This is a genomic window from Streptomyces sp. P9-A2 (assembly GCF_036634175.1).
In the GTDB taxonomy this organism is placed as follows: Bacteria; Actinomycetota; Actinomycetes; order Streptomycetales; family Streptomycetaceae; genus Streptomyces; species Streptomyces pratens.
In genome coordinates this window covers 4,655,177-4,667,821 of the sequence record NZ_JAZIFX010000001.1, presented here as the reverse complement: position 1 = coordinate 4,667,821, position 12,645 = coordinate 4,655,177, and the positions used below count along the sequence as shown (strand labels likewise).

At 70.7% G+C, this 12,645-nt stretch carries 13 protein-coding genes and 3 pseudogenes; 7 read left to right on the top strand and 9 right to left on the bottom strand.

Features of this window, described 5'->3' with window-relative positions:
* Window positions 1–21 precede the first annotated feature (21 nt).
* The 4 genes from V4Y04_RS21240 to hemL form a co-directional block, all read right to left on the bottom strand.
* Window positions 22–702 (bottom strand): TlpA family protein disulfide reductase, encoded by a 681-nt coding sequence (locus V4Y04_RS21240; RefSeq protein ID WP_332429794.1) that lies wholly within the window; start codon window positions 700–702, stop codon window positions 22–24.
* A 66-nt stretch (window positions 703–768) separates the two neighbouring features.
* Entirely contained in the window at window positions 769–2,202 is a 1,434-nt protein-coding gene (locus V4Y04_RS21235; RefSeq protein WP_332432943.1) for a polysaccharide deacetylase family protein, read from the bottom strand.
* A 186-nt stretch (window positions 2,203–2,388) separates the two neighbouring features.
* Complete coding sequence (locus tag V4Y04_RS21230) at window positions 2,389–3,105, bottom strand: histidine phosphatase family protein (protein WP_332432942.1); 717 nt, start codon at window positions 3,103–3,105, stop codon at window positions 2,389–2,391.
* 32 nt (window positions 3,106–3,137) lie between these two features.
* A complete protein-coding gene (gene hemL / locus V4Y04_RS21225) occupies window positions 3,138–4,454 on the bottom strand; it encodes a glutamate-1-semialdehyde 2,1-aminomutase (protein ID WP_332429792.1) in 1,317 nt (438 codons plus the stop codon).
* A 531-nt stretch (window positions 4,455–4,985) separates the two neighbouring features.
* On the opposite strand from hemL, the gene V4Y04_RS21220 reads away from it, so the two are divergent.
* Window positions 4,986–5,600 (top strand): hypothetical protein, encoded by a 615-nt coding sequence (locus V4Y04_RS21220; RefSeq protein ID WP_332429790.1) that lies wholly within the window; start codon window positions 4,986–4,988, stop codon window positions 5,598–5,600.
* Between the two features lie 67 nt (window positions 5,601–5,667).
* Here the strand turns inward: V4Y04_RS21220 and V4Y04_RS21215 are convergent.
* The 3 genes and pseudogenes from V4Y04_RS21215 to V4Y04_RS21205 form a co-directional block, all read right to left on the bottom strand.
* Window positions 5,668–5,949 (bottom strand): annotated as a pseudogene (locus tag V4Y04_RS21215) (tyrosine-type recombinase/integrase); the annotation flags it as partial.
* 239 nt (window positions 5,950–6,188) lie between these two features.
* Window positions 6,189–6,632 (bottom strand): ArsI/CadI family heavy metal resistance metalloenzyme, encoded by a 444-nt coding sequence (locus V4Y04_RS21210; protein ID WP_332429788.1) that lies wholly within the window; start codon window positions 6,630–6,632, stop codon window positions 6,189–6,191.
* 38 nt (window positions 6,633–6,670) lie between these two features.
* A complete protein-coding gene (locus V4Y04_RS21205) occupies window positions 6,671–8,077 on the bottom strand; it encodes an NAD(P)-binding domain-containing protein (RefSeq protein WP_332429787.1) in 1,407 nt (468 codons plus the stop codon).
* Window positions 8,078–8,186: 109 nt separating this feature from the next.
* Here V4Y04_RS21205 and V4Y04_RS21200 point away from each other — a divergent pair, with 109 nt between their 5' ends.
* From V4Y04_RS21200 to V4Y04_RS21185, 4 genes and pseudogenes are all read left to right on the top strand, one after another.
* Window positions 8,187–8,633, top strand: a complete 447-nt coding sequence (locus tag V4Y04_RS21200; protein ID WP_332429785.1) for an FAD-dependent oxidoreductase — start codon at window positions 8,187–8,189, stop codon at window positions 8,631–8,633.
* A complete protein-coding gene (locus tag V4Y04_RS21195) occupies window positions 8,634–9,248 on the top strand; it encodes a hypothetical protein (protein ID WP_332429784.1) in 615 nt (204 codons plus the stop codon).
* A 39-nt stretch (window positions 9,249–9,287) separates the two neighbouring features.
* Window positions 9,288–9,659, top strand: coding sequence for an ArsR/SmtB family transcription factor (locus tag V4Y04_RS21190; protein WP_332429783.1), 372 nt, complete (start codon window positions 9,288–9,290; stop codon window positions 9,657–9,659).
* A gap of 26 nt (window positions 9,660–9,685) precedes the next feature.
* Window positions 9,686–10,193, top strand: a pseudogene (locus tag V4Y04_RS21185) (GNAT family N-acetyltransferase); the annotation flags it as partial.
* 248 nt (window positions 10,194–10,441) lie between these two features.
* On the opposite strand, the gene arsB reads toward V4Y04_RS21185, so the two are convergent.
* Window positions 10,442–11,551, bottom strand: coding sequence for an ACR3 family arsenite efflux transporter (gene arsB, locus V4Y04_RS21180; protein WP_332429782.1), 1,110 nt, complete (start codon window positions 11,549–11,551; stop codon window positions 10,442–10,444).
* Window positions 11,548–11,856 carry an ArsR/SmtB family transcription factor gene (locus V4Y04_RS21175; RefSeq protein ID WP_332429781.1) on the bottom strand — a complete coding sequence of 103 codons (309 nt, stop codon included), beginning with the start codon at window positions 11,854–11,856 and terminating at the stop codon, window positions 11,548–11,550. Before V4Y04_RS21175 ends, arsB begins: the two co-directional genes overlap by 4 nt.
* An 88-nt stretch (window positions 11,857–11,944) precedes the next feature.
* On the opposite strand from V4Y04_RS21175, the gene V4Y04_RS21170 reads away from it, so the two are divergent.
* Together V4Y04_RS21170 and V4Y04_RS21165 are read left to right on the top strand one after the other, a co-directional pair.
* On the top strand, window positions 11,945–12,358 hold the full coding sequence (locus tag V4Y04_RS21170; protein WP_332429778.1) for an arsenate reductase ArsC: 414 nt from the start codon (window positions 11,945–11,947) through the stop codon (window positions 12,356–12,358).
* Between the two features lie 5 nt (window positions 12,359–12,363).
* Window positions 12,364–12,462 (top strand): annotated as a pseudogene (locus V4Y04_RS21165) (FAD-binding protein); the annotation flags it as partial.
* Between the last annotated feature and the right edge of the window lie 183 nt (window positions 12,463–12,645).

Sequence of the window (12,645 nt, the reverse complement as noted above, 5' to 3'; positions counted from 1 at the left end):
AGCGTGGTGAGGACGGTCACGTCACTTCTCCGCGAGGACCGGCTCGAGCATCTTCAGCAGCCGTTCCTCGCTGAGCGCGGTCAGCGAGCGGGCCGCGATCCCGCCGTCCCGGTCCAGGATCAGGGTGGAGGGGATCGCCTGCGGGTTGAGGGTGCCCTTCTCGAAGCGGAGCATCAGCTTGCCCGTGGGGTCGTACAGGCTCGGGTAGGTGATGCCGAAGTCCTTCTCGAAGGCGAGTGCCGCACCGGTGGTGCTGTCGCGGGTGTTGATGCCGACGAACTGCACGTCCTGGTCGGCGTAGTCCTCGGACACCTTGGCGAAGTACTTGGCCTCCGCGCGGCACGGGTTGCACCAGGAGCCCCACATGTTGAGGACGACGACCTTGCCCTGGAAGTCGGCGACGTCGAGGTGTTCACCCTCGAGTGTCTTGCCGGACAGCTCGGGCGCGGCGGCACGCTCGCCCTTGGCGGCGGTGGAGATGCCGTCGGTGCCGGTGACGAAGTTGGTGTTGCCGCCCCCGCCGGAGGTTCCGCCGGAACCGCACGCGGTGAGCAGCAGTGCGGCCACCGCGGCGCCGGCGGTCAGGGCGGCACGACGGCGGGCGCGGACGCGCGGGACACGCACGCGGGCGGCGCGACCACTGGTGTCACGGACGCCGGTGGCGCGGTTCGAGCGCTGAAGGGCGCGACTGACGGCACTCATGTGAAAAGTTTCGCATGTCCGTTCCGGGGATCTTGGGCACCCCCCTTGCGGACGGAAACCCGCATATCAGGCGCCGCCCGCGACTCCCGTCCCCGCGCCCGCCCCCGCGCCCGTCCCGCTCCCCGCCCCCGGGATGCCGCCGGAGCCTCCGGTACCACCCGTACCACCCGTACCGCCCGTACCGCCCGTACCGCCCGTACCGCCGGAGCCTCCCGTACCGCCCGTGTCGCCGGAGCCGCCCAGGAAGTTCTTCCAGCCACCGGCCGGTTCCTGCCCGACCCCCAGCGTGCGCAACTGCTCCAGCACCTCGGGCTTCTGCACGTCCAGCCAGTCGGTGAACTGCCGGAAGGAGACCATGCGGACGTCGCCGCCCTTCTCCCTCTCCCGTGCGATGTGCTTGATGGCGCCCTCGACGGCGTCCATGTAGATACCGCCGTTCCACTCTTCGAAGTGGTTGCCGACGAAGAAGGGCGCCCTGTTCGTCTCGTATGCCCGCTTGAATCCCGATATGAGTGCCTGGGTGGCCTGTTCCCGCCAGGCGGGGTGGTTGCTCGCGGGCGCGTTGGTGGAGTTGACGGACTGGTTGGCGAGGATGTTGTAGTCCATCGACAGGACCTCGAAGGACCGCCCGGGGAACGGTATCTGCTGCAGGGGCAGGTCCCATATGCCCTGGCGCTTCGACGGCCAGACCTGAAGGCCCCCGGGCGAGGAGGCGTCGTAGCGCCAGCCCAGGTCGCGGGCGGTGGTCAACAGGTTGTCCTGGCCGAGCAGACAGGGCGCACGGCCGCCGACGAGTTCCTTGTCGTAGTCGAACGGCAGCGACGGCAGATCCGTCCAGCCGGAGTTGGTCCGCCACTCCTTCACGAACGACTTCGCCTGGTCTATCTCGCTGCGCCACTGCCGCGGCGTCCAGTTGCCGACGCTGCCGGAGCCGGCGCAGAAGTGACCGTTGAAGTGGGTGCCGATCTCGTGGCCCTCGAGCCAGGAACGGCGGACGTTCTTCAGCGTGTCCTTGATGTGGTCGTCGGTGAGGTAGCCGATGTCGGAGGCGCCGCGCGGGTTGTTCGGCGGGTCGTACAGCCGTTTCTTCGACTCGGGCAGCACATAGACACCGGAGAGGAAGAACGTCATGTGCGCGTCGTGCTCCTTGGCGAGGTCCAGGAAGCGCGGGAAGAGCCCGTTGCCGACCTCGCCGGCCCCGTCCCAGGAGAAGACGACGAACTGCGGCGGGGCCTGACCCGGTTCCAGCGGCACCGGCCGGGAGGGCTGATGGGGCTGCTTGCCGGTGAAGGCGGTGGAGCCGTCGCCGATCGGCCGGGCGGTCTTCGTCGGCTCGGGCTCTCCCGGGCGTCCGCCGCCCTTGGAACCACCCGTTCCCCCCGAGCCCCCCGAGGCTCCCGATCCTCCCGAGCCCTTGTCGCCGCCGCAGCCGGCCAACGAGACGGCCGCGGCGGCCCCTGCGCCGAGTCCGAGCATTCCCCTGCGGGTGAGCGCACGCATGACATCCCCGATCGTCACGTCCTCCGGTGTTCACTCCTTCAGAGGACGCGACAGGAACAAAAGTTCCCCACCTCGTGCGAGGGTTCGGCAACGAACGTCACGAGAGCGTGCCGAGCCGCCACCGGCGCGGGTCCCGCGGGCGGCGGGCCCGCGCGAGTGGCCCGCGCCGGTGGCCCGCGCCGGTGGCTATGCCCCGAAGGCCTTGCCCTGGGGGGCGCCCTTGCCCTTCACCGGCTTGGCACCGGCGAGGAGATGGGCGGGGACGAGATCGCGGGCCGGCTCGCTGTAGCCGACGGAAACGATTTTGTCGCCCAGGTAGGTGAAAGTGGTCAGCGAGGCGAGGGTGCACTGCCGCTTGCGCGGGTCGTGCCACAGGCGCCGCTTCTCGACGTAGGACCGCACGATCCAGATCGGCAGCTGATGGCTGACCAGCACCGCCTCGTGACCGCGCGCCGCGTCCTTCGCCGCGTCGAGCGCGCCCATCATGCGGACGACCTGCTCGACGTACGGCTCGCCCCAGGACGGCTTGAACGGGTTGACGAGGTGCTTCCAGTTCTCGGGCCGGCGCAGCGCGCCGTCGCCGACGCCGAAGGTCTTGCCCTGGAAGACGTTCTCGGCCTCGAGGAGCCGGTCGTCGGTGGCGATGTCCAGGCCGTGCGGCTTGGCGATGGGCTGGGCCGTCTCCTGGGCCCGCTCCAGCGAGGAGGCGCCGACGTGGACGACGTCACGGGAGGCGAGGTGCTCGCCGACCCGGTCGGCCATCCGCCGGCCCAGCTCGGAGAGCTGGTAGCCGGGGAGGCGGCCGTAGAGGACGCCCTCCGGGTTGTGGACCTCGCCGTGCCGCATGAGGTGGACGACGGTGAGGTCCTTGCCCCGCTGGTGCGTGCCCGTGCCGTCGCCCATCCCGCCGCTCATGCCGTCGCCCATCCCGCCGCTCATGCCGTCGCCTCCGCTGCCGCTCGGGCCGCCACGGGAAGGGCGTCGGCGATCCGCTGGACGGCCCGGTCGTCGTGCGCGGTGGACACGAACCAGGACTCGAAGGACGAGGGCGGCAGGTAGACGCCGTTCTCGAGGAGGGTGTGGAAGAAGGCGGTGTAGCGGAACGACTCCTGCGCCTTGGCGTCCTCGTAGTTCTTCACCGGCCGGTCGGTGAAGAAGACGGAGAACATGTTGGAGGCGTTCTGCAGCGTGTGCGCGACGCCCTCCTTGGTGAGCGCCTCGGTGACGAGGGAGCGGATCCGCTCCGATACGGCGTCGACCTTGTCGTAGGCGGCGTCGTCGAGCAGCCGCAGCTGGGCAAGCCCGGCGGCGGTGGCGACGGGGTTCCCGGAGAGGGTGCCCGCCTGGTAGACGGGCCCGGCGGGGGCGAGGTGGGCCATGACGTCGGCCCGCCCGCCGAAGGCAGCGGCCGGGAAGCCGCCGCCCATCACCTTGCCGAAGGTCATCAGGTCGGGCCGTACGCCGTCGACGCCGAACCATCCGGTGCGGCTGGTACGGAACCCGGTCATGACCTCGTCGGAGATGTACAGCGCGCCGTTCGCGGCGCAGGCGTCCTTGAGCCCCTGGTTGAACCCGGGCAGCGGCGGTACGACGCCCATGTTGCCCGGGGACGCCTCGGTGATCACGCAGGCGATCTCACCGGGGTGCGCGGCGAAGGCGGCGCGTACGGCGTCGAGGTCGTTGTAGGGCAGGACGATCGTGTCGCCGGCCTGGGCTCCGGTGACCCCGGGGGTGTCCGGCAGGGCGAAGGTGGCGACACCCGACCCGGCGGCGGCGAGCAGCGCGTCGACGTGGCCGTGGTAGCACCCGGCGAACTTGATCACCTTGGCGCGCCGTGTGAAGCCGCGGGCGAGCCGGATGGCCGACATGGTGGCCTCGGTGCCGCTGGACACCAGCCGGACCTGCTCCAGCGGCTCGATCCGGGCGACCATCTCCTCGGCGAGCGCGACCTCACCCTCACCGGGCGTCCCGAAGGAGGTACCGCGTGCGACGGCGTCCTGTACGGCGGCGATCACCTCGGGGTGCGCGTGCCCGAGGATCATCGGGCCCCAGGAGCAGACGAGGTCGACGTACTCCCGCCCGTCGGCGTCGGTGAGGTACGGGCCGGTGCCGGACACCATGAACCGGGGCGTGCCGCCGACGGCCCGGAAGGCACGCACCGGCGAGTTCACACCACCGGGAGTGACGGCCGCGGCGCGCTCGAACAGCGCCTGCGAGGCTTGGGCTTCGTACGGGTAGGGCAGTTCGCTCATGACCTGCGACTTCTCCGGCATCTCCGACATCTCGGACTCGGGCTGCGAGTGACCTGTTCAGGGTAGGCCAGGCACGGGCGGAGGGCCGGAAGCCCGGCCCCTACCGGGGCTCGGGGCAGGGCCCCTACCGGGGCTCGGGGCGGGGCCGACGGTCCTCGCCCCGAAGTCCTCCGCGGGGCCGGGCGGGGGCCCGGTGGGAGCCGGGTGAGTAATCCGGCCCCACCTGCCCGTACCACCTCTTCGTACGACCATTTCGCACACCTGTTTCGCACGGTCGCCCCGCGCGGCCGTTCACGGACGCGGGTATTCGGCCCCCCACAAGGGCATCCGGTCCCGATTCGCCCGTGATCTGCGAAACTGGCGTGGGAATGCACACAGCGCACCCGGTCCGGGGCGGCCGGGCGCTGGGAAGGACCCGCGGGCAGATGCAGCACCGCACGTTTCGGCGGGCGGCCGTGGGGGAGGTCACTGACACGATGATCGGGTTGCGCGGCGGGGCCACGCGGCCTAGAAAAGCAGTCGGGTGGAGATATGCATCGCGGTGGCGGACTGGGCGAGGGGACTGACGACCTCGGTCCTCGACGTTCCCGGCGGGGTAGGCACCGGCGCGAGGCGGAAGAGGCGGACGCGGCCCGTCGGGCACACGGTGCTCCGGGCGAGGCCGAGTCGATCGGCCCGTCGAGTGCGGGGAGCAGGAATGGTGGGCGAGTGGGGGTGACCTACAAGTACTTCGGCGCGCCGGACGGCGCCACCGCCGCCCGCGTCCCGATCTCGATGCGCCCCGAGGAGCTCGGCGGCGACGAGCTCGGCATGGGCGGCATGTTCACCAAGATCAAGCCGGAGACGATGGCCGCCATGGTCCTCACCGGCATAGAGGGTGTCCCCCTGCACAAGGTGCCGCCGCTGGAACTGGTCGTCCTGCACCCCGACTACGCGGTCGTGAAACTCCCGATGACGGCCGTCGACCGCCTCCGCGACATAGGCGAGGAGGCGGTGGGCGCGGCCGCCTTCATCTGGTCCACGGTCCCCGACCGCGGCGGCCCCAGCGACGCGTTCAACGTCTACCGACTGCTCCACGAATGGCAGGACTTCTCGCACCGGCTGCACGAGGCGGGGCACCAGCCGTACTGCCTGGTGTGGCCCTGACCTGGGGTTTTACTAGTAGTGGGCGGGGTCTTCGGGCCTCGCCCTTTTCAGTGCCGGAGAGGGGCCGTCAGGCGGCCAGGGCACATCGAGGGCACATCGGTTTCGCTGGTGGTGCTGATGTGCCCTGGGCAGCGGGCGGAGCGCCGTCGTCTTCGGCTTCTTCGGTTTCTTCGGCTTCGGTGAAGGCGTCGTCGATCGCCTTGCGGGTCCGGGTCTCGCTGGACGGCAGCAGGTGCGTGTACGTCCGCAGCGTGAAGCCGGGGTCCGAGTGGCCGAGGTACTCGGAGAGCGCCTTGATGCTCTCCCCCGTGTCCAGGAGCACGGAGGCGTACGCATGCCGGAGGGCGTGTGGCTTTATCGACGACCCACGACAGCAGTTGCTCACGACGGGATGTCGGTGAGAACGGGCGGCAGTACGCCGCTGTGGTCGACATCTCGGCGTCGATGCTGCGCCACCGATCGCCTGGCCCCGTAGCCAGCGCTTTTGACCTCGGGCACCCGCTCTCCGATGGCGGCGCGGACGGCGGAGCGCTTCTCCTGCGATAGGCGGTGCCGTCCGCCGTCGTGAACGATAGCTCGGCACCGGCCTCAGAAGTACCTCCCGAACTGCTGTGAAAAACGCTGCCCCTCGACGTGTACAGAGCCAGGGGGTGTTGCCGGCGCTGGGGCGTCGGCCTTCACGACGTACACCTCCCAGCGTTCGCTGCCGGGGCCCTGGACCCAGACCTTGTCCTGGAGGGCGTGGCAGCAGGTGGTGTCGTTCTCCTCCCGGGTGGCGAGGCCCGTGTCGGCGAGACGGCCGGTGGCGGTGTGGACCTCGTCGGTGGTGGCTACCTCGACGCCGAGGTGGTCCATGCGGGTGTCCTCGCCCGGCTCGCCCTGGAAGAGGACGAGCTTGAGCGGGGGCTCGGCGATGGCGAAATTGGCGTAGCCGTCGCGGAGTTTGGCGGGCTCGGTATCGAACAGCTTGCTGTAGAAGGTGATCGCCGCCTGGAGATCGGGGACGCGGAGGGCGAGTTGCACGCGGGACATGACGTACCTCCTCCTGGGTGGGTGGACAGGGGTTCGGGTCAGCCGCAGCAGCCGCCCGCCGGGGTCTCCTCGGCAGGCGCGCCTACTGCCGCAAGCGTGCCGAGCTGAACGAGCTGCGGCTCAGGCGCCGGGGCGCAGCAGCCGCCGCCGTCGGCCTGTTGGGTGTCGGGGGCGTCGAACAGGCCGGCGCCGCCGCAGACTCCGGTGTCGGGGAGGGCGAGTTCGACGCGGTCGGCGGCGTCGAGGTCTCCGGCGATCGCGGCGGCGACGGAGCGGACCTGCTCGTGGCCCGTCATGGCCAGGAACGTCGGGGCGCGGCCGTAGGACTTCATGCCGACCAGGTAGACACCCTGTTCGGGGTGGGACAGCTCGCGGTGGCCGTGCGGGGAGACGGTGCCGCAGGAGTGCTGGTTGGGGTCGATCAGCGGGGCGAGTGCCACCGGGGCCTGGAGCCGCTCGTCCAGGCCGAGCCGCAGCTCGGACAGGAACGACAGGTCGGGGCGGAAACCGGTCAGCACGATCACTTCGTCCACGGCGCCAAGGCGGCGGCCGTCCTCGCCCACCAGCACCGGACGCCCTTCGCTATCGCGTTCGATCGCTTCGGTGCGGAAGCCTGTGACCGCGTCGGCGTGTCCGGCCTCGACGGCGGCCTTCGCGGCGAGGCCGAGGGCGCCGCGAGCGGGGAGCTGGTCGGCCTCGCCGCCGCCGAAGGTCGAGCCGGAGATGCCCCGGCGCAGGATCCACACCGCGTGCGTGCCCGTGCCGTCGTCGGCCTTGGCCAGGTCGGCGAGATAGGCAAGCGCGGTGAACGCGGAGGCGCCGGAGCCGATCACGGCGGTGCGCCTGCCCGCGTACCGGGCGCGGACAGCGGGATCCTTCAAGTCCGGGACGCGGTAGGTGATCCGGTCGGCCGCCGCCTTCTCGCCGAGCGCCGGCAGACCGCTGCCGCCGGCCGGAGACGGGGAGGTCCAGGTGCCGGAGGCGTCGATCACCGCGCGGGCGAAGAGCCGCTCCTCACGGCCATCGGCGTAGGCGACGTGCACGACGAAGGGCTGGGTCTCGCGGTCGGCGTCGACGATCCGGTCACGGCCGGCCCGGGAGACGCCGGTGACCGTGGCACCGAGGCGGACCTTGTCGCCGAGGACGTCGGCGAGCGGCTGGAGGTACTGGTCCGCCCAGTCGCCACCGGACGGGTACGTGGCCGGGTCGGGGCGGATCCAGCCGGTGGGAGCCAGCAGCTTCTCGGCTGCGGGGTCGACCACTTCGCCCCAGGTGGAGAACAGGCGCACGTGCGACCAGTCGCGCACCGCCGCTGCGGCGGCTGTGCCGGCCTCCAGGACCAGCGGTTCGATGCCGCGGCTGGTCAGGTGGGCAGCGGCGGCCAGACCGGCGGGTCCTGCTCCGATCACGACGACGGGCAGCTCGGTGGTGGCGGGCGCGTTCACGGCGACTCCTTGCATGTTTCGACATCTGTCGATGGCTTGCGCGATCCAGCATGACACCTGTATCGATAGACGTCAACATAGACATTCATCGAATCCGGGGAGATTGCCGGTGGAGCACATCGACGTCGCCGTGATCGGTGGCGGCCAGTCCGGACTGGCGACCGCCCACGCCCTGCTGCGCCGAGGGCTGCGGCCGGTGGTACTGGAAGCATCCGGCCGTGCGGTCGGGTCGTGGCCGCGCTACTACGACAGCCTCACGCTGCTCTCGCCCACCCGGTACAGCTCTCTGCCGGGGATGCCGTTCCCCGGCGCCGACCGGAACCACTATCCGCACCACGATGAGGTTGTCGCCTACCTCACTGCCTACGCCGGCCGCCTGGACGCCGAGATCCGCACCGGCTGCCGCGTCAGCGCGGTCCGCCGCACCGGCGACGCCTTCGAGGTGGAACTGGAGGGAGGCGGCTGGCTGTCCGCGCGGGCCGTCGTGGCGGCTTCCGGGTCGTTCGGCCGCCCGCACCGGCCGGCGCTGTCGGGCCTGGAGGAGTTCACCGGCTAGATGCTGCACGCCGCCGACTACCGCAACCCGGCCCCGTTCACCGGCCGCCGGGTGGTGGTGGTCGGGGCGGGGAACTCGGCGGTGCAGATCACCGCCGAGCTCGCCGGGGCCGCGCGCGTCACGCTCGCCACCCGCGGGCCGGTGAAGTTCGCGACGCAACGCGCCCTCGGCCGCGACCTGCACTTCTGGCTGACCCGCACCGGCCTGGACACCGCACCCCTCGGCCGGCTCCTCCCGCGCCCTCCGGCGCAGCCGGTCCTCGACGACGGCCGCTACCGGACGGCCCTGGCCGCCGGACGGCCGGAGCGCCGGCCGTTGTTCACCGGCGTCGACGGAGCCAAGCTCGTCTGGCCGAACAGGGAGCGGGAGGAGGTCGACGCGATCGTGCTCGCCACCGGCTACCGCCCCGACCTGCCCTACCTCGCCCGCCTCGACGGCGCTCTGGACGCCGTCGAGGACCCCCGGCACCGGGAAGGGCTCGCGGTGGGAGTGCCGGGTCTGGCGTTCGTCGGGCTGGAATGGCAGCGCAGCCTGTCGTCCAACTCGCTGCGCGGCGTGGGCCGGGACGCGGACCGGATTGCCCGGCGCCTGGCCGCCCACCTCGCGCGCCGGTGACGGACCTCGCGGTGGTTCGACATGTGTCAACATAGATGTATGTCGAATGCGAAGGTGCTGCCGCTACTCGAAGCCGACGGTCAGGATGTGGCGCCGTGCTGCCCGCCGCTGACCGAGCGCCCGATAACCGCCGAGGAGGCTGAGAGGGCCGCGCGGATGTTCAAGGCGCTGGGTGACCCGGTCCGCCTGCGGCTGTTCTCCGCCGTCGCCTCCCACGAGGGCGGGGAGGCGTGCGTGTGCGACATCTCCGATGTCGGCGTCTCCCAGCCCACGGTCTCCCACCACCTGAAGAAGCTGAGGGAGGCGGGCCTGCTGACCTCCGAGCGGCGCGGCACCTGGGTGTACTACCGGGTCGAACCGTCGGTGCTCGCCGCGATGGGCAAGCTGCTGGCCATGCCGGCTGCGGCCTGACGACCGGGCGGACAGAGGGGAAAGCGGTGAGCGGGGCGTTGAGTGCGGTGGTCGTGCCGTTGGCGGCGGAGCACGCCGACCAGGTACTGGCGATCTACCAGGCGGGCATCGACGAGGGCAACGCCACGTTCGAGACCAACGCGCCGAGCTGGGAGACGTACGACGCCGCGAAGTTGTCCGAGCACCGCTTCGCCGCCCTTGACGAGGACGAGGGGGGCGATGCTGAGCCGGGTCGCCGCGAGCAGGGTCTCGGACCGGTGCGCGTATGTGGGCGTGGTCGAGCACTCCGTCTACGTCCACCCCGCCGCACGCGGCCGCGGCATTGCCTCCGCCCTGCTCAAGACGCTGATCGACTCCACCGAGCAGGCCGGGATCTGGACCATCCAGGCCGGGATCTTCCCCGAGAACACTGCCAGCCTCACCCTGCATCAGCGCCACGGCTTCCGCATCATCGGTACGCGGGAGCGGATCGGACACCACCACGGCGTGTGGCGCGACGTCGTTCTCGTCGAGCGCCGCAGCCCGGCCATCACATGGCCGACACCGGCAAGGTGGTGGAGCTCAGGCGTCCTCGATGATCGAGCAGACGGCGGCGGGCTCATCGCATGGCCGGAAGTCCCCGGCCGCTCGACGCCGAGCGGCCGGGGACGGCCCGCCGCCTCCACTTGCCATCACCAGTGCTCACAGCAGCTCGGCTACCTCGCGGGCCGCGTCCCGGGCCGGCCTGCCGGCCGCCGCCGCCGATCACCACTACGTCGCATGCCGTGTCGCGGGGCAATGCATCAGGGGCGTCCTCCGTCGGCGGTCAGTGCGGACGGGGCGAACTTCTTGCGCCAGGCCAGGGACACGTAGATCAGGCCGACCAGGATCGGCACCTCGATCAGCGGGCCGACCACGCCGGACAGGGCCTGGCCGGAGGTGACGCCGAAGGTGGCGATGGCGACCGCGATGGCCAGTTCGAAGTTGTTGCCCGCCGCGGTGAAGGCGAGGGTGGTGGTCCGGTCGTAGGCCAGGCCGATCGCCTTGCCGAGGGCGAACGTGCCGAACCACATGACGGTGAAGTACACGAGCAGCGGCAGCGCGATGCGGGCGACGTCCAGCGGCTGCGAGGTGATGGTCCTCCCCTGCAGGGCGAAGAGGATGACGATCGTGAAGAGCAGCCCGTACAGCCCCCAGGGACCGATCTTCGGCAGGAAGCCGTTCTCGTACCGCTCGCGGCCCATCCTCTTCTCGCCGATGCGGCGGGTGAGGAACCCCGCGAGCAACGGGACGCCGAGGAAGACGACGACGTTCAGGGCGATCTGCCACATGGAGATGTCGAGGTTCTCGCCGTCGCCGAGGCCCAGCCAGCCGGGCAGGAGGTCGAGGTAGAACCAGCCCAGCAGGCCGAAGGCCAGGACCTGGAAGACGCTGTTGAGGGCGACCAGGACGGCGGCGGCCTCGCGGTCGCCGCAGGCGAGGTCGTTCCAGATGATGACCATGGCGATGCAGCGGGCCAGGCCGACGATGATCAGGCCGGTGCGGTACTCGGGCAGGTCCGGCAGGAAGATCCAGGCAAGGGCGAACATCACCGCCGGGCCGACGAGCCAGTTGACGACCAGCGAGGAGACCATCAGTTTCCGGTCGCCGGTGACCGCGTCGAGCTTGTCGTAGCGGACCTTGGCCAGGACCGGGTACATCATGACCAGCAGGCCGACGGCGATGGGCAGCGAGATGCCGCCGATCTCGACCTTCGCCAGGGCGTCGTTCAGGCCGGGAACGGCGCGGCCGAGGCCGAGGCCGAGGGCCATGGCGAGCAGGATCCACACCGCGAGGAAGCGGTCGAGGGTCGACATCTTCGCGGCGATCGACGTTTCCACGCCGGTGGTCGCGGGTGCTTCGGTGCGGGTCACGGACAGGCCCTCTTGTTCTCGGCGGCGGTACGGGCGGACTCGGCCAGGTCGGCGAACTGCCCGGCGAGCGTGGCGATGACGTCGGGGCGCAGCTTGTAGTACGTGTACCGGCCGCACGGCTCGGTCTCCACCACCCCGGCCTCGCGCAGCACCCGTAGATGGTTGGAGAGGTTGGTCTGCCGGGCGCCGGTCTCCTCCACCAGGTGGGTGGTGCACAGCGTCTCTCGGGCGAGCAGGGTCACGATTCGGAGCCTGAGCGGGTCGGCGAGAACCCGGATCAGGTCAGTGTCAACTGACGTCATCATGGGCTGATAGTTTCACATCAGTGGTGGCTGACACCACCGGGTGCTGACCTCACGTGCACCTGATCCCGTGAGACAAGAGAGACCTCTGATGTCCGACAAGCCCTCCGTGCTGTTCGTCTGCGTCCACAACGCCGGCCGCTCGCAAATGGCCGCCGGATTCCTCAACCACCTCGCAGGCGACCGGATCGAGGTCCGTTCCGCCGGCTCCGTCCCCGGCGACCAGGTCAATCCCGCCGCCGTCGAGGCGATGGAGGAAGTCGGCATCGACATCGCCGACGCCAAGCCGAAGATCCTCACCACCGAGGCCGTCCAGGCGTCCGACTACGTCATCACCATGGGCTGCGGCGACGCCTGCCCCATCTTCCCCGGCAAGAAGTACCTCGACTGGGCCCTGGAAGACCCGGCCGGCAAGGGCGTCGAAGCCGTCCGCCCCATCCGCGACGGGATCAAGACCCGCATCGAGGCGCTCATCGCCGAGATCGACGCCAAGCAGGAGGCGTGAACTCCGTGACCCAAGCCGACGACGTGCGCGAGGTCATCGTCATCGGCTCCGGCCCTGCCGGATACACCGCTGCCCTCTACACGGCCCGGGCCCAGCTCAAGCCGTGACAACCACTACTGAGGAAGGATCAATACCTCAGACGGATCCTCGCACTGCTGGACCGCGCCAGGCCGTTCGAGAGCCTCACCGCGGATCGGCCAGCGCCTCGTACTCACCGACACCATGTGCCGTCGAGCCCTGGACGATGCCGGATCCCTGTGTGAAGCCCTCATCGACGTGCCGCGCCA